Genomic DNA, 16,109 nt, shown 5'->3' on the forward strand with positions numbered 1-16,109 from the left:
TAAACTAAAATTATTTCTATAATAGTATATGAAAGTAGGCGGTAGAAATAGACTTTAATGAGTTAAAACACTTTATAGCTATTGTAGAACATGGAAGTTTTACAAATGCTGCTAAGAATATTTATGTTTCTCAGCCGACATTGAGTAAATCAATAGATAAACTTGAAAAAAAGTTACAACTTAAATTACTAGAACGCTCAACTAGAAAAATAACAGTTACAGATGCAGGAAAACTTGTCTACACACAAGCACAGAAAATATTGGGATCAACACAAGAACTTCATTTACTGCTAGATGATTTGAAAAACATTCCAACTGGTGAAATTAATATCGGAGTTCCACCATTAATCGGTACGCTTTTCTTTTCAAAAATTGCACAGTATTTTGGTAAATCAAACCCTGGAATAAAGTTACATTTAGTAGAATGGGGTGCCAAACGTGTAGAGACATTAGTAGAAGAAGGAAAGGTTGATATTGGATTAGTAGTTTTACCTGTTAATGAAGAGAAATTTAATATTCTACCATTCTTGGAAGATGAATTTATGTTATTTACACATAAGGATCACCCACTCGCTAAAAAAGAATCTGTACAAATGGAAGAGTTAAAAGAAGAAGACTTTATTCTTTTTACAGAAGAATTTTCTTTACATGGCCTAGTTATTCATCAATGTGAGAAAGCGGGATTCCATCCGAAAATTGCATACAAAAGCTCGCAATGGGATTTAATGATTGAATTAATTATTGCGGAGTTAGGTATTACACTTTTCCCTAAGTCTGCTTATGAAAAAATAGATGAGTCTAAAGTATCCGCGATTCCAATTCAAACACCACCCACATGGAAATTAGGAGTGATTACCAAAAAGGAAAGTTACCAATCCTTTGCTCTCCGGTCTCTATTAGAATTTTTCGCAGATGATTTCAAAAATAGATTATGATAAATAATCCTTAAGTATCTCATTAGTCATTTGACTTTAGAGATACTTTTTGATTTTAAAGCTAGTTTGCTCCTGAATCCACAATCGTTACTCTAATGTAGATAATAAACATTAAAATCTTTAGTTAGTATAGATAATGTATTTATCTTTAAAAGTTGTATAATTACTTAGTGAAACAAATCACAAATTCAAGAGATTAAGATACTACAAGAGGGCACTTTTAGTAAAACTTGCCCCAATAGGATTGCAGAAAGAAATGTATACATATTCGCTAATTGTCAAAAATGATAGTAATGGGATCATTCTTTTAACTTTTAGGGTATAGAGATATTTGATGCTGGTAATCCGACCAACATGAAAGCGACTGAAAAAATATTTTTTCGGTTCAAAATATACGTTAATTCATTTTAACAAAGAGGAGAATACAATCATGAGTAATTACAATGCAGTATCAGGAACGAACACGGAAAATGCTCCAAGCGGGAAAGGTCTATATTCACAATCTGTAGCTTTTTCACATTATAATAATCTTTCAGCACAATTACCTATCGACCCAGAAACAAATAAATTAGTAACTGGTGGAATCAAGGAACAAGCTGAACAATGTTTTAAAAATATCGAGTCAGTTGTAAACAGTATCGATCACGTGATGAGCGATATCGTGCGAATTACAGTATTTGTTAAAGATATCAAAGATGTTGACGCGGTTGATGAAGTTTACAAAACATTCTTCCCAACTTATGTTCCTGCACGTACAACGGTTGCAGTTGCAGCTTTACCTATGGATGCGCTAGTTCAAATTGAAGCACTTGTTTCACATGGTGAAGGTACAATTCCAAATGCTCCACAAGCAGGAGACCTCATTAAGCTTACAAATAACACAGCAAATGCACCAGTTAATTCTTTATCTACACAAACTGTTTCATTTTCTCATTACAATAATTTATCCGCTCAATTACCTATCGATCCAAAAACAGGTAGATTAGTTCCTGGTGGGGTGAAAGAACAGACAGCACAATCTTTGAAAAATATTAAAGCAATTTTAGAAAGTATCGATGTTCCTTTAGATGATATTGTTAGAATTACTATTTTCCTTAAAGATCTTGCAGATACGGAAGCTGTAAATGAAGTGTATTCAACATTTTTCCCTGATTCGGCAATTGCAAGAGCTGTAGCTTATGTTCCAGCGCGTACAGTAGTAGAAGCTTCTGCATTACCAATGGATGCTTTGGTTCAAATCGAGGCAGTAGTTTCACACGGAGATGGAACACCTCCACAAGAAGTAGAAGATAGACATGGAATTGTTATCTGGGCAAATAATACAGATGACGCACCTAAAGATGCACTTTCCACACAAACTGTAGCTTTCTCTCACTACAATCATCTTTCCGCTCAATTACCAATTGATGCAAAAACTGGTGAATTGGTAGCTGGTGGCGTTAAAGAACAGACGGAACAAGTTTTGAAAAATATTAAAGCAATCGTAGAGAGTATCGACCATGTGATGGATGATGTAGTTAAAGTGAATATCTTCGTTAAAAATATAGAGGATATGGATGCTGTAGACGAAGCTTATGCAACATTTTTCCCAGAAGGCGTTCCTGCGAGAAGAGTAGTTGGAGTATCGGCTTTACCAAAAGATGCTCTGATTCAAATCGATGCAGTTGTTGCTAATGCTGAAGGAACACCTCCGAAAGCATAACAAATACTGTTTATTGTTAGCTAAAAAGGAATTTCTTAACTCATAAAAGCATCAAGTTTCAGCTAGTTTAGGCTGAAAACTTGATGCTTATTTGTTTACCGTTTAGGATACTCTTTTAAATAACACATTATTTTCTAAATGAATATGTTCGTAGGTTTCTTTCGTTAATTCTTCAAGTCTTGCATATGTGATGCGATAGGAGTTACATGCCCCCTGAGGCAGAGTGAAATTATTTGTGACTTCTCGTATTTTATCTAGTATCTCTGTTTGTTCTTCACGTTCTTTTATTAATTTAGCATTGGCGCTTTGAATCTTTTCTTTTAATTCCTCTGTAGGATTTTTCTCGTAAGCTTCAATTAATGGGAAAACATCCGCTTCTTCATCAGCCATTTGTTCTTCTATTTTTGCTTTAAATGTATGGAATAACTCAAATAAGTCTTTCAAATGCGCATGCTCCGCACCATGAACACGTGCAACCTTTGTTACAAATTGTCCGATGGGAGCAAGCTCCTCGTATAAGTACGTATGATGTTTATCAAATATATGATTGGTAATCTTGGTTAAGGGCAGTGTGTCCCAGTCGATTACTTCGTTTTCTTCTTTACTCCAACGTTCATAAGATGTATTTAATTCCGAAAGCAGCAATTTTTCGTCTAGCTTCTTTTCGGGAAGAACATCTGCAAGTGGACGATCTCCTTTGCAGCAAAAATTAATCTGATGCTTATTAAATAAATCGCTCGCCTTTGGATAGACTTTAACAATCTCTGCCGGCGTTTGTTCTATTGTAAATGTCTGCATGTTATATCCTCCTCATTATTTATTCGTATTTATCATAAACGAATCCAAAAAATAATACTGTGATTGGCGTCACTGAATAAAGGAATTTTGAAAATTAAATAGAACATAGTAGTAAGTGCAATTTCATGTGAAGGAGAGGATTAGCATCGAAAATAAAGTTGTTTTTATTACGGGAGCGGCGAGTGGGATAGGTTATGAAGTAGGTGTTGCATTTGCGAAGAGTGGAGCGAAGGTGGCTTTTACAGATATCAACGAAAGTCATTTGAATGAAGTAATTGAGAAATTACGGACCAAAGCCTTGGACGTGGTTGGCTTCACATGTGATGTCTCCAATGAAGAAGAATTGAAACTAGCAATCGATCAGACGGTGAATAAATTTGGTCGATTGGACATTCTGATTAATAATGCTGGGTTGCAACATGTAGCTGCCCTTGAGGATTTTTCGACAGAGAAGTTCGAATATATGATGAGGGTAATGTTAGTAGCACCATTTATGGCAACGAAATATGTCTTGCCGATTATGAAGAAACAAGGTTTCGGTAGAATTATTAATATGGCTTCAATTAATGGCTTAGTTGGCTTTGCGGGAAAAGCTGCATATAATAGTGCCAAACATGGACTTATCGGCTTAACGAAAGTTACTGCTTTAGAAAGTGCTAAAGATGGAATTACTGTCAATGCTCTATGTCCAGGTTATGTTGATACACCCCTTGTTCGCGGACAATTTGAAGATTTGGCAAAACATCGCAACATTCCATTAGAAAAAGTCTTAGAAGAAGTTCTCTACCCGCTAGTTCCTCAACAACGTCTACTTGAAGTCCAAGAAATAGTAGACTATGCACTATTTTTAGCGAGTGACAAAGCAAAGGGAGTAACAGGCCAATCTGTTGTACTTGATGGGGGTTATACAGCGCAGTAATGCTTAATTAAGAAATGATAGTTTTCCTGTACAGCTTTATTATTACAATAATTAAACTTGTCAAGGCTGAACTATCAGTATTTTCAATAGATTTTTACTTTGTTCGTTAAGTTGACAAAATGGTAGATTGTTAATATACTTAATTAAACATAATATTATAGGAATCACGGCATAGATACGATAAAAAATACAGCTTATATCCGATACTTTACAGTAGCCCACTGTGTTCTAGAACATGTTACAGGGCTATTTTTTTAGTGCGTAATATTCGTAATTCATAATGTTTGTTGGTTCAAAATTGAATGGAGGCTTTTATTATGTCAAAAAAAGAGGAGCAATCCCAACATACAACTGATTCTTCTAGACGTAAATTCTTGAAGAGCTCTGGTTATGCAGTTGGTGGAATTGCAGTCGGTGCTACACTAGGCGGAATTCTTGGAATGGGCGATAAAGAGGAACAACAGCCAGCTACTACAGAGGCACCGCCAGTCGAAAAACATGATCATGCTTTACAGTACTTCACAAACCGAGCGGATTTTGAATTACTAAGTCAAGCAACAGAAAGAATTTTCCCAGAGGACGAAAATGGTCCAGGAGCAATTGGTCTAGGAGTCCCTTATTATATTGACAAACAATTAGCAGGGCTATGGGGAAGTAATGCGAAAGAATATAGATATGGTCCTTTCTTTGAAGGAGAAACGAACCAGGGCTATCAATCTTCTTTAAAATATCACCAGCTTTATGATTTAGGAATCGAAGCAATTGAAAAACATAGTCAAGCAAACTTTGAAAGTAGATTCATTGAATTAGAAGGCGAACAACAGGATGAAATTTTAGTAGCTTTAGAGAATGATGAAGTGAATATGCCTGGTGTGAAGTCGAGCGTTTTCTTTGAAATTTTAAGAAAATCAACAATTGAAGGTGCATATGCAGATCCACTTTATGGTGGGAACAAGGATATGCAAGGTTGGAAGATGAAGGAATATCCAGGAGTTCAAATGGCCTATACACTTGAGCAAGTTGAGTCAGAGAACTTCCTACAAATAGAGCCGAAGAGTCTTCATAATACTCACACGCGCTAAATTATCAGTTAATTTACGCTTTAAAACGTTACTTATAACAGAAAGAGGTATTGAATTATGGTTACTAAACTGCCTAAGACAGATGTAGTCACAGTAGGGGTAGGTTGGACAGGTGGAATCATCGCTGCAGAAGCTAGTAAAGCAGGATTAAAAGTTGTCGGACTTGAACGTGGAGGAAACCGTGGAACATCAAATTTCGCAATGAAACATGATGAACTGCGCTATGCTTTACGTGGAGAATTAATGCAAGACTTATCAAGAGAAACATTAACATTCAGAAACAATAGTGGACAACGTGCATTACCAATGCGTCAATATGGATCATTCATGTTAGGAAACGGTGTTGGTGGAGCAGGTTCACATTGGAACGGAATGACAGACCGTTACTTGCCTTATGATTTCGAGATTCGTTCGAAAACAATTGAGAGATACGGTGAAGGTAAAATTGCTGATGGTCTATTACTCCAAGACTGGGGAATTACATATGACGAAATGGAGCCATATTACACGATGTTTGAAAAAATGGCTGGAATTTCTGCAGATGAAACTCCGCTTCGTGGAGACCGTTCAGAGCCATTCCCGAACCCAGCATTAAATCATGGCCCAGAGCTTGATTTATTTAAAGAAGCTACATCGAAAATGGGACTAGATCCATTTATTATGCCAGCAGCAAACAACTCACAAGCTTATACGAACCCAGATGGTCAGCATTTAGGTGCTTGCCAAATGAACGGATTCTGTGAGAGATTTGGTTGTGAATACGGTGCAAAAGCAAGTCCGAACGTTACAGTTATCCCAACTGCAAAAGCTACTGGGAATTTCGAACTTCGCCCACACTCAGAAGTAGTTGAAGTACTTCATGATGGAAATAGAGCAACTGGTGTAATTTATGTTGATACACGTACTGGTGAAAGATTTGAACAGCCAGCTGAAATTGTTGCTTTAACAAGCTATACATTTAACAATAACCGTTTGTTACTTACTTCAGGACTAGGTACTGCTTATAACCCTGAAACACAAAGAGGAACAATTGGTAAAAACTATTGCTACCAAGTAATTGTTGGTACAGACGGATTCTTCGATGACCGTAAATTCAACACGGCAATTGGTTCAGGTGGACTAGCTGCAACTTTAGATAATTTTAATGGAGATAACTTTGACCATACTGATTTTGACTTCTTACATGGTGGAGCAATCATCATGAACCAGTCTGGTAAACGCCCGATTGAGAACAACCAAGTTCCTCCAGGGACACCAAGCTGGGGTAAAGAATTTAAAGCTCAATCACTGAAATACTATAACCGTATGGTAAACGTTCATACGTATGGTGCAGTATTACCACACGTTGATAACTATCTAGATTTAGATCCGACATATAAAGATGTTCATGGTAGACCATTATTACGTATGACATTTGATTTCTCTGAAACAGATAAAAAACGTGGTCGTTTCCTAAACGAACAGACAAGAAAAATCATGCAGGAAATGGGTGCTACTCATGTTTCTGAAGATGAATCTGTTGATCGTTATGATATGACGAAATATCAAGCAACACATAATACTGGTGGAGTTATCATGGGTGCTGACCCAGAAACATCTGCGGTAAACAACTTCCTACAAATGTGGGAAGCTGATAACGTGTTTGTTGTTGGTGGTTCAGCATATGCACACCAAAGTGGTTATAACGCAACACATACTCTAGGTGCGCTTGCTTACAGAGCTTCAGAAGGAATTATTAAATATAGTAAAGATGGCGGTAAACTTGCTTAAACTTAGAAGTTACGGTATCTTTTCATAAAATCCACTTAAGGTCGGAGGCGACATTCTATGGGTATAGCCAATATTGGAATTCCAGGTTTAATTCTTATTATTGTTTTAGCGCTTATTATTTTCGGTCCAAAGAAATTACCAGAGATCGGAAAAGCTGCTGGACAAACATTAAGAGAATTTAAAACATCTGCAAATGACTTAATCGATGATAAAGAAGAAGAAAAAACAGAAGCAGAAACTAAATAAATTTCTTTAATAAATGAAGCGCTGAAATCTTGATGATTTCAGCGTTTTTTGTATGGGGATTAACTAGTGTCAAACGGCTTTTCGGGTTGCTGATTTAATTTAGTTTAGAGACCCAATCCCAGAATAATTTACCTCTTGAAAACAAACGTGTGTTCGTATATAATAAAATTACAAACAAACGTTCTATAGTGGAGGGGTTAGTTATGAAAGGATTATTCATGCGTGCGGCAGAAAGCCAAGAGAAATTGGTTATTTTTTATATGGATGGAGCAGAACAGGTGACACAACGATATATAAAGGTATTGAAAATTCGTGGAGATTATATGTTGGCGTATTGCTTTTATCGTAAAAAGGTTCGCACTTTTAAAATGTCGAATATCCTTTCAGCAGCCCCAGTTAAAAAAGGAGTGGGTGCTTAATGGTAAACGATCGTGGAAACATTAAGTGGACGACATTAATGTTACCTGAGCATGCTGAAATTTTAAGAGAACTAAGGATCCAGCAAAGTTATAAGACTAAGCCGATTCTTGATGAGCAGTTAATTGAGGAGAATGAATTAAAATTACAACAAGCAATCCAAGCAGATGTAACCATTGAAGTGAAATATTTTAAAGAACATAATTTTCATTTTATAAAAGGGAAGTTGCGGAACATTAATGCAAATGGGAAAGGCCATATTACATTTGAAAATGAAGATAGAACAGAGATATCTTTTCATGAGATTATTGAGGTAAAATTGGGATAAAACACTTATAATCATTTTTTCACTTGTAGGGACATGAGGAGATATGAGTTAATGTAGTTGTCGGACCGACAGACTCTAACGAAAGGAGGCTGATTCTATTGATCACAAATAACGAGGTGGTTTTCGCGTAAAGCGAAAACTATCTTCAGAGGGACCGTATAAGATGCGGTCCCTTTCATTTATCGAATATTTTTGGAAAATTAACATCTTTTACTGAGTAAAAAATTTTGTGGGAAAAAACACTTCCACTAAATGAAGTTTCGTTCTATAATTTAGATTAGGAATAATAATTAGAAAATAATAAGGGAAGGAGTTGTCACTGATATGGACAAAGTAATAAATTTTGGGACGGTAGATTTTAAAAGTATCAAGGAGGACGTAAATCGTGCAATACAAAAATGCAAAAGAGGTCCTTCCCCCTAGTTTGCTGAAAGAAATGCAAAAGTATATACAAGGTGATTTGATATATATACCTAAGGCAAAACAAAAACGGGCAGCCTGGGGAGAAGTGAGCGGATCAAGAGCGTTACTCGCAGAACGCAATGAAAAGATTTTTTACCTATATAATAATGGGAAATCAATGGAAGAGTTGGAACAGAAATTTCATCTCTCAAATGACAGCATTCGAAAAATTGTTTATAAAATGCGTAAAAGCAGTGGATAAATAAAAACGTGAAGCCATCGAATTGGTTTCACGTTTTTTTGCATAGCTGATTAGAAATTAGACAAGCTGACTCTAACTTTAATTCAGCATGGTTATGTGCTAAATCGTCGCTCCAAAAAAATAAGCTTCGCTTTCCGCGGGCTCGCGATATGCTTCCTCGGAGGAAGGACACCTCCTGCGGGATCATATCGTCTTCGCTTTCCCGCTGGAGTATACATATTTTTTCTACGCTATGTTTTGCTCACTAAGTAAAATTTATTTATTAAATAAATAGCTATTATTTACCTAAACCAGAAAATGCATAAGTCAATTAACAATTTAACTACAATCATGATGTGTAACTAATAAATAGTAATCGAAAAGCATATTATAAATATTTAATGGGAGTAGCCCCGATGCACCGAAGACTCCTGTGGGAGGAAAGGCAACGGTGAGATCCGGTGTGCGTAGCTCACCGAAGCTCACCAGCCGCCCACGGAAAGCGAAGGTGCATCGGGGCTACGGACTTCCATTGAAGAGTTACCCACACTGAGTGAACGTAATAAATTCTTAAAACACAGCACATTCGAATCTAAGAAAGATTAATTATAACTATTCTTTCGCTTGTTGCTAGTGGCTGGGCATGAGTTAATAGGAATGTAGCAATTGATTATCAAGGAAGGAGGTAACAGAAATGTTGACAATAAAATTTGAGGTGGCTCACGTATAGTTGAGCTGGCCTGCTTTCGATTGCTAATAGTATTTTTATGTCTATAAGACTTTTACCGTGAAAGTATCAGCCTTTAGATGGAAGGGTGCTAAATCGATAGTGGGAAAAAATTGTTACCGAATTTCACTCCGAATGCCGACGACCAGAAAGCTTCCCAGATGTATGATAAATATACAAAGTGAAACTCCATCCAGTGATGTGTTTTAAGAATCTCACTGCATGTAGTGGAACGAATCGAGCGTTTACTAACTGTTTCCCAACCGATAATCTTCCATCGTGGAAGAGGGGGAGGACAGTGAGTTAACCTACGAAAATCTGAGGGAGGAAACAATCGTGCATATGGATCTTGCTATTTTCAAATGTGTTACTCATGACCGGATGGAAACAATAAAAAATGAGACTTTTGGGAGACAATGTTTTAATAAAAAGGAACAAATGAGAAAAGTGAAAACGAATCTAGGATTACTGTTACATGTCTTTTTGTAAACGGGAAGTCTGGTTAGATTGGAAGACGGACGTAAATTTCGATAAAATGAAAAGACCTGAAAAAGAATAAGTTTCTTTTCAGGTCTTTGTCTATTTATTCGTCTAAAGCACTTAATTCTTTCTTTACTTCACGTGGTAAATTAAAGAAAGGTTGGATATCCTGAACATATTCTAAGATACCTAGAAATTCATCGCGTTCATTGTATACACCTTTATAAGTAATATGAACAAATTTATCTTTTTTCTTGAACCACATATTTTCAGATGTACGTTTCTGTGATTTTAGATCTCTGATCAGTCGCATAACTTTGCTCATACTTTTAGGTGGATGACAGTTAGCGACATGCCTACCAATTGAGCTAGGAGTTCTAACAAACATCATCTCTGAAGCAGTCGTAATTTCATTAAAATATTTGAATACACCATTCTTATCAATAAAAGTTAGTTCTAATGGGAGGTTATTTAGGATGTAATTGGCCTCTTGAAGTGTTAGAAATCCCCCACCAAAAGGTAAATGACGTCCATCATCTGGAAAAGAACGTTCCATATTTTCTATAGGAGGAACTTCATGCTCTTCCATATCTACTAATGAATAACCATACGCGTCACTTTCAATTGTGACTGCTAACCAATCCTTATCTGTAAAGTTCGCAACTAAGATTGGTAATAAAAAAGCTTCTTCTTGAAAAATCATGTCTTTCATTTTACTTTCAAGTCCGACAAAAGCTTTCTTTATATAATTAATATCAATGGAATCAAATTTTTGCATCATTGTCTTTGTGCCTTTATATAGCGTGCGAATACGATCATCATCTCCCCACATTGTTCTTGTGAGCGTATAATATCCGTAGCGCTCAAGAATCGGGAAGAAGAGTTTTTCCTTGCGATTAAAATGATGATAAAATTCACCTAGAAGAGACATCAAACCCATTAATTCTTCATTATCTGTATTACTTTCTAATAGCTCGTGTATTTGTTGAAGTGTTAACTGAAAAGCTTTGTTCTCATGAAGGAAGATATCAATTGCAGATACCGCATGCTTTGAATCTGGCACGTTTAATTTAGATAGCGGTTCTCCATTGAGATGATAGAAGATATCAAATAAATTCATAATGTCTTCATTCGTTACTCCAAAATCTCCACTTTTAACTTCATATATATCTGGTAAAATAGTTATGGCATCAGCTTTTGAAAATACTTCTTGAAATCCTTCGTAAATATCTGTATGTTTTTCACCGTAGTGGATACGTAATAATATATCTTTTAAATGATTGATTCTCTCTATATCAAATTGTAGGACAGACATCATTCCACCTCAAATCAATATTTTTATAAAGAAGTTTTAGCGCAACAAGGCGCGTGTAACTTCATCATATCATAGGATGTTGAGGTGTTTTTAGCAGGAATGTGACAATCTATGTGAGATATTAAATCTGAGCGCAAAAGAAAAACCCGATAAGTTAATATCAGGTTTAACACTTTAACAATTATTGAATTGCTTTCTTTTGTCTAGCAGATAAAATAGTAATTTCATCACCATATTCTTTACGAGTGAATCTTCTTGATTCTGCAGGAGTTCTAGCATTGATAGATTTCAAGTGCTTTTCACCATCTATCTCAAACTCTACAAGAAAGCATTTTTCCCCACAACGCATAAATATCACTCCTTAAAGATTTTCTAAGGGACAGGGGTAAGCTGAATAAATACCGATGAAACTCTAAGTTTTTGCCCTGCTTTTAATTCTAACCGAACTTGAGAATCTGGGGAACTATTTAGAAATTCAAAGACACGTGGTTCTTTTCCTTCTTCGAAAACATGTAAATATCCAAACCCATAGTCAGTGCCCATAATATCATATTCTCCAGCTTCAACGTCTTTTCCAACTTCCCAGATTCCAGAAGTTAGTTCATTATAAAACTCAGTTTCAACAGGAGTTATTTGTGCTTCGTTTAAGCCATCAATATGAACCGTGTGTGTACCATTCAAATCAACAGTAACACTCGATCCACCGAAACCTTGATCATATAGTTGATCAATTAATAATTTATCATCTTCATCATAGACGACAATTCTTCCTGATTCAGGAGCGCCTGAAAAACCCATTGACCCAATCCAATATCTACCTGCAGGGGGAGTGATTTGGACACCATCTTTTCCAATTGAAGAAAGAAAAATTTCTTCTGGATCTGTGGCATCACGGTCAATAGATTCGTAAATTGTATCACTCACGTCGCCAATTAGTTCATCTCTTTCTTCACCAAGAATTTCAAAGTTATCTTGGTAGGCAGCAACTTTCTCGGAAGGTTCCTCACTGCAAGCGACAAGAAGAAAAGTACATGAAACAAAAAGGAGTAAAAGGAATTTTTTCATATTCTTAAACCCCCACTCCATGCAAGTGCTCTCCATCTTCATGGTAATATCTTTCATAGAATTCAACGGTTCCAAGTGGGCCAATTTTTAGTTCATTCTCTTTGTAAGAAGAAAGTCTTTGAACCCACTCACTAATTTCATCTTCATTCATGTTTTTAATAGGAATACAGAATAAGTGATTAGCTATAAAAAGATGATCTTCAGGGATTTGATAAGTTAAAGCAAGCATCTCATATTGTTCCTCAGGAATACTCAGTTTAATATATTCATCAGTTGACTCGCTAGCAATTTGTTCGTGGATAAAATCACCATTTTTAAGATATAGGACACGATCAGCGTATAAATCTAAGTTTGAAAGCAGGTGAGAAGCGACAAAAATTAACTTCCCATCTTTTTTCATATCCATTAATTGCTTGGAGATGAGGGAGACGTTCGCAACATCAAGTCCGTTCATCACTTCATCCATTAACATTACTTTCGTATCTGCAGCAGCAATCATAGCAAAACATAAGCGTTGCCGCATTCCAAGTGAATAGGTTTTAACTTTTCTTTTTACATAGCCTTCCATTTGTAGAGATTCATAGATTTTCTTGACTTGCTTTGTGTTTCCTTTCCACATATTTGCATAAAGCTTCATATGGTCAACGCCAGTCAACTCTTCAAATAAATCGCCTTGATCAGGTAAGGTTGCTAAATGTTTATGGATGGCAATCTCTTTTCTCTCTGATTTATATTGTAGTTTTCCATCCAATGTAACTGTTCCAGCATTTGGTTTTAAGGAATTGGAAATAACGTTAAAAAGCGTCGTTTTTCCCGTTCCGTTTGGTGCGACAAGTCCAATAATTTCTCCTTCACTAGCTGTTAGAGAGAGATTTTCCAGCACGACTTTATCTTTGTATTTTACAGAAATATTATCTAGCTTTAACATAATAAACCTCTTTTCTTATTTCTAATCAAAATGCCTTTTCTATTGGGACATTCTTAGGAACTCGTTCTGCTGCATATTTGTTTATCAAGTAAATAATGCCTGTGAGAAGGATTGCGATTCCCGCTAAAATCATGATGGCGAAGTTAAAATCAATGGCGCTATTTCCTAGTTCAATGGCAAGGTCGCCTGAAAGGACTTTTTGCATATCAATGAACTTTATTGGATGTAATAGAACACTGTTGAATCCAATAGCTTTTACAATATCAGGTAAGAAGAAAATCCCTAGCCCGATTAGTATATTAGCAAAGGCGTTTTTAAAGATTAGATTTAATAATATAGATAGTAATAATATAAGAATGATTGAGATTCCAAATCCTATAAATAGATAGGTGAGATATTGGAACGTCGAGACAGCTATATAACCTTCATTTTGGTAAATTAAAATTGGAAAACTGAAATTACCCATATCATGCGCAGTCGATAAATAGGTGCTTCCGATTAAAAAGCCAAGTAATGTTAAAGTGAAAACAAATATGCTGTACAAGAGAACTTTACTGGCAACCTTCCGCATGAAACCTAATGGGAATCCTTGCATAACCGACATATGTCTGCGTTCGTATAATAGCATTTCATTGCCACTTACAAGCACAATTACTAAAAATAATAATCCAGAAAACATTGTCAGCACACTTGTTACAAAATGATTCGTGTTAAAGGATGCCGATGCAAGTGGTAGATCATTATCTTTTATATAGTTCAAAATGGCATCTTCTTTTAAAATATCTTCTCTTGGAGTAATTAAGTGTTCAGGAATGCCAGCATTATCTAAATCATGCATCGCAAGCCTGTGTTCATTGAGTTTTAAGCCATCTTCAATGTACTGTTCACTATCATCTCCTTTACCAATATGCCAAACCTGCATGTTCACTAAGTTTTGAACCTCTACCTGATGTTCTCTTACTTCAGCTACCTCAGGCACATCAAGATACAGGAGATTTAAGTACTCAAATGCAGCATAGGTAACGCCAGCCTCCATTCTTTTTTGATCGGCTAAAGAGACGGGTTCTTCTTGAACATAATAGATAAAGAACAACAAGAAAAAGAGGAGAAGAAATCCAGCAATAAACCAATTTTTTTTATTTTTTATTAATAATTTTAGTTCAAAAAGAGAAAACTTCCAGAACATATGGATAATCCTTTCTATCTTCAGTAATTATGATAAGATTTTTATTTATACTGCTCTTCGGTAAAAACGGCGTTTGGTAATGATTCGAGACATAAGGAACAATAGAACTTCAACAATTAATATTGTAACCAATAATACAATTATGGCTTTTTCATAGGTGATAGCTTCAAGAGAAACCAAATAATACTTTTCACCAGAAATGACTCGTCCAAAATCAAAATACGTTTGAGGTAAATTACTAATATCAATACCAAATAACTCTGTTAATGTTCTTGAATAATAGATACGTTCAGAAAATAGGAGAACCGTACTAACCATAAGTACAATCCACGAATTTTTAAATAGCAAACTAAAAATAGCATTCACTCGAATAAATAAATAAACGATGATTGGAATGATTCCTAGGGCTAAACCTAAAAATTTAGCTGTAGAAATCGTATCATATTCACTAAATCGATAACCGAAGTAGGCATCAGGTTCTGTACTTGGTATGGTAATCGGGATAGAATGTGCAAGCGAGCCAAACCCTGATTGGATCCCTATCACAATGTATGCCAGTAAAAACAGTCCAATAATTACAAGCAACGAATACATAAATGTTACCAAGGATTTTACATTGATTAAACTATACCAACCGATGGGCATTCCTTGGAGTAGACTTGGATGCTGACGGTCTCTAGATAGCATATCGCTACTGAAATAAATGGCGCAGACGATTACGAATGCGGCTAATGTGCCCATGAGAAAGTTTACAATTGTTTGTAACGCTGTTTTTTGTTCAATCATTTCATATGTAATAGGAGCGTCAACGTCTAGAAGTGCTTGATAGCGAAGACTATGTAAGCTTCCATCTCGTGCTGCATCGAGCCCAGGATACGGAGCATCTGCGATTAACCACCAATCTCTTGTGCGATTTGTTGCTTCATAAGCAAATCCTTTCATTCGCAGCTGAACAAAACGATCATAGTTTTCATCGTGGAAGGCATTTACCATTGCACTTTGCACTCTTGTTTCATAAACATTTGTTGCATAGGCATTACCAGTCATTCCACCAAAGCCAGTACCACCACGGGCAATCATACCTTGTTGGATGGCTTTATTATTCGTGATGTCATTTTCCATTTGTTCTGCATTAAAGCTGTCAGGAGTAATCATGGTAGGATGGATGAGAAATGCGTAGGTTAAAATTAAGCCAAGGATGGTAATTAAAAAAAGAATATTCTTCCTATTTCTCATGATCATTTTAAATTCATGTTTGATCATAGCGACTTTCATTATCGATTCCCCTTTTTCATTACTATGTATTCAAACCCTTTATATTTTTCTATTGAATTTGAATTTATAGAAAATTGCTTACGGGTAATAGTTTACATCCTAAAAGTTGGCAATGCAATGGAATATAGAATAAGAACAACATTTATTCAAAATAATAAACACAAGCTAACTCACTAGCGTTGCATTAATTAATACGAAATATTTAAAATACCCATAATCTTCACTAATTTACTATGATGCAAAGAAAAAGTCCTTTATAATGGATATAGTCAGGTGGTAACCCGTCCAAATCC

16 protein-coding genes are annotated in these 16,109 nt (G+C 35.8%); 9 read left to right on the forward strand and 7 right to left on the reverse strand.

What is annotated here, in order from left to right:
- Nucleotides 1–47: 47 nt before the first annotated feature.
- Nucleotides 48–935, forward strand: coding sequence for a LysR substrate-binding domain-containing protein (locus ACXYMZ_RS15220; protein WP_458949276.1), 888 nt, complete (start codon nucleotides 48–50; stop codon nucleotides 933–935).
- Between the two features lie 430 nt (nucleotides 936–1,365).
- Complete coding sequence (locus tag ACXYMZ_RS15225; protein ID WP_458949260.1) at nucleotides 1,366–2,637, forward strand: RidA family protein; 1,272 nt, start codon at nucleotides 1,366–1,368, stop codon at nucleotides 2,635–2,637.
- A gap of 102 nt (nucleotides 2,638–2,739) precedes the next feature.
- Here ACXYMZ_RS15225 and ric read toward each other — a convergent pair whose 3' ends face one another.
- On the reverse strand, nucleotides 2,740–3,435 hold the full coding sequence (gene ric, locus ACXYMZ_RS15230) for an iron-sulfur cluster repair di-iron protein (protein ID WP_458949261.1): 696 nt from the start codon (nucleotides 3,433–3,435) through the stop codon (nucleotides 2,740–2,742).
- 127 nt (nucleotides 3,436–3,562) lie between these two features.
- On the opposite strand from ric, the gene ACXYMZ_RS15235 reads away from it, so the two are divergent.
- From ACXYMZ_RS15235 to ACXYMZ_RS15265, 7 genes are all read left to right on the forward strand, one after another.
- Nucleotides 3,563–4,354 (forward strand): 3-hydroxybutyrate dehydrogenase, encoded by a 792-nt coding sequence (locus ACXYMZ_RS15235; protein ID WP_458949262.1) that lies wholly within the window; start codon nucleotides 3,563–3,565, stop codon nucleotides 4,352–4,354.
- 317 nt (nucleotides 4,355–4,671) lie between these two features.
- Nucleotides 4,672–5,436, forward strand: coding sequence for a gluconate 2-dehydrogenase subunit 3 family protein (locus ACXYMZ_RS15240; protein WP_458949263.1), 765 nt, complete (start codon nucleotides 4,672–4,674; stop codon nucleotides 5,434–5,436).
- A 57-nt stretch (nucleotides 5,437–5,493) separates the two neighbouring features.
- A complete protein-coding gene (locus tag ACXYMZ_RS15245) occupies nucleotides 5,494–7,206 on the forward strand; it encodes a GMC family oxidoreductase (protein ID WP_458949264.1) in 1,713 nt (570 codons plus the stop codon).
- 57 nt (nucleotides 7,207–7,263) lie between these two features.
- Nucleotides 7,264–7,452, forward strand: a complete 189-nt coding sequence (gene tatA, locus ACXYMZ_RS15250) for a twin-arginine translocase TatA/TatE family subunit (RefSeq protein ID WP_458949265.1) — start codon at nucleotides 7,264–7,266, stop codon at nucleotides 7,450–7,452.
- A 203-nt stretch (nucleotides 7,453–7,655) separates the two neighbouring features.
- Entirely contained in the window at nucleotides 7,656–7,871 is a 216-nt protein-coding gene (locus tag ACXYMZ_RS15255) for a hypothetical protein (protein WP_458949266.1), read from the forward strand.
- Nucleotides 7,871–8,197, forward strand: a complete 327-nt coding sequence (locus ACXYMZ_RS15260) for a YolD-like family protein (protein WP_458949267.1) — start codon at nucleotides 7,871–7,873, stop codon at nucleotides 8,195–8,197. Before ACXYMZ_RS15255 ends, ACXYMZ_RS15260 begins: the two co-directional genes overlap by 1 nt.
- A 385-nt stretch (nucleotides 8,198–8,582) precedes the next feature.
- Nucleotides 8,583–8,861, forward strand: a complete 279-nt coding sequence (locus ACXYMZ_RS15265) for a CD3324 family protein (RefSeq protein WP_458949268.1) — start codon at nucleotides 8,583–8,585, stop codon at nucleotides 8,859–8,861.
- 1,289 nt (nucleotides 8,862–10,150) lie between these two features.
- Here ACXYMZ_RS15265 and ACXYMZ_RS15270 read toward each other — a convergent pair.
- From ACXYMZ_RS15270 to ACXYMZ_RS15295, 6 genes are all read right to left on the reverse strand, one after another.
- Nucleotides 10,151–11,362 carry a PAS domain-containing protein gene (locus ACXYMZ_RS15270; protein ID WP_458949269.1) on the reverse strand — a complete coding sequence of 404 codons (1,212 nt, stop codon included), beginning with the start codon at nucleotides 11,360–11,362 and terminating at the stop codon, nucleotides 10,151–10,153.
- A 181-nt stretch (nucleotides 11,363–11,543) separates the two neighbouring features.
- Nucleotides 11,544–11,711, reverse strand: a complete 168-nt coding sequence (locus ACXYMZ_RS15275) for a hypothetical protein (RefSeq protein ID WP_458949270.1) — start codon at nucleotides 11,709–11,711, stop codon at nucleotides 11,544–11,546.
- 23 nt (nucleotides 11,712–11,734) lie between these two features.
- A complete protein-coding gene (locus tag ACXYMZ_RS15280; protein WP_458949271.1) occupies nucleotides 11,735–12,427 on the reverse strand; it encodes a hypothetical protein in 693 nt (230 codons plus the stop codon).
- 4 nt (nucleotides 12,428–12,431) lie between these two features.
- The gene (locus tag ACXYMZ_RS15285) at nucleotides 12,432–13,355 is read right to left on the reverse strand and encodes an ABC transporter ATP-binding protein (protein ID WP_458949272.1); all 924 of its coding nucleotides are present in this window, start codon (nucleotides 13,353–13,355) and stop codon (nucleotides 12,432–12,434) included.
- Between the two features lie 25 nt (nucleotides 13,356–13,380).
- On the reverse strand, nucleotides 13,381–14,541 hold the full coding sequence (locus ACXYMZ_RS15290; protein ID WP_458949273.1) for a hypothetical protein: 1,161 nt from the start codon (nucleotides 14,539–14,541) through the stop codon (nucleotides 13,381–13,383).
- Nucleotides 14,542–14,586: 45 nt separating this feature from the next.
- A complete protein-coding gene (locus tag ACXYMZ_RS15295; RefSeq protein ID WP_458949274.1) occupies nucleotides 14,587–15,816 on the reverse strand; it encodes an ABC transporter permease subunit in 1,230 nt (409 codons plus the stop codon).
- Nucleotides 15,817–16,109: the final 293 nt, after the last annotated feature.

The sequence above is a fragment of the Oceanobacillus sp. CAU 1775 genome (assembly GCF_054482815.1).

Excerpts from the sequence above, each read along its gene's own strand:
- ACXYMZ_RS15240 (WP_458949263.1), top strand. The coding sequence starts at position 4,672 with ATGTCAAAAAAAGAGGAGCAATCCCAACATACAACTGATTCTTCTAGA.
- ACXYMZ_RS15225 (WP_458949260.1), top strand. The coding sequence starts at position 1,366 with ATGAGTAATTACAATGCAGTATCAGGAACGAACACGGAAAATGCTCCA.
- ACXYMZ_RS15295 (WP_458949274.1), bottom strand. The coding sequence starts at position 15,816 with ATGAAAGTCGCTATGATCAAACATGAATTTAAAATGATCATGAGAAAT.
- ACXYMZ_RS15270 (WP_458949269.1), bottom strand. The coding sequence starts at position 11,362 with ATGTCTGTCCTACAATTTGATATAGAGAGAATCAATCATTTAAAAGAT.
- ACXYMZ_RS15245 (WP_458949264.1), top strand. The coding sequence starts at position 5,494 with ATGGTTACTAAACTGCCTAAGACAGATGTAGTCACAGTAGGGGTAGGT.
- ACXYMZ_RS15280 (WP_458949271.1), bottom strand. The coding sequence starts at position 12,427 with ATGAAAAAATTCCTTTTACTCCTTTTTGTTTCATGTACTTTTCTTCTT.
- ACXYMZ_RS15290 (WP_458949273.1), bottom strand. The coding sequence starts at position 14,541 with ATGTTCTGGAAGTTTTCTCTTTTTGAACTAAAATTATTAATAAAAAAT.
- ric (WP_458949261.1), bottom strand. The coding sequence starts at position 3,435 with ATGCAGACATTTACAATAGAACAAACGCCGGCAGAGATTGTTAAAGTC.
- ACXYMZ_RS15260 (WP_458949267.1), top strand. The coding sequence starts at position 7,871 with ATGGTAAACGATCGTGGAAACATTAAGTGGACGACATTAATGTTACCT.
- ACXYMZ_RS15255 (WP_458949266.1), top strand. The coding sequence starts at position 7,656 with ATGAAAGGATTATTCATGCGTGCGGCAGAAAGCCAAGAGAAATTGGTT.
- ACXYMZ_RS15275 (WP_458949270.1), bottom strand. The coding sequence starts at position 11,711 with ATGCGTTGTGGGGAAAAATGCTTTCTTGTAGAGTTTGAGATAGATGGT.
- ACXYMZ_RS15285 (WP_458949272.1), bottom strand. The coding sequence starts at position 13,355 with ATGTTAAAGCTAGATAATATTTCTGTAAAATACAAAGATAAAGTCGTG.
- tatA (WP_458949265.1), top strand. The coding sequence starts at position 7,264 with ATGGGTATAGCCAATATTGGAATTCCAGGTTTAATTCTTATTATTGTT.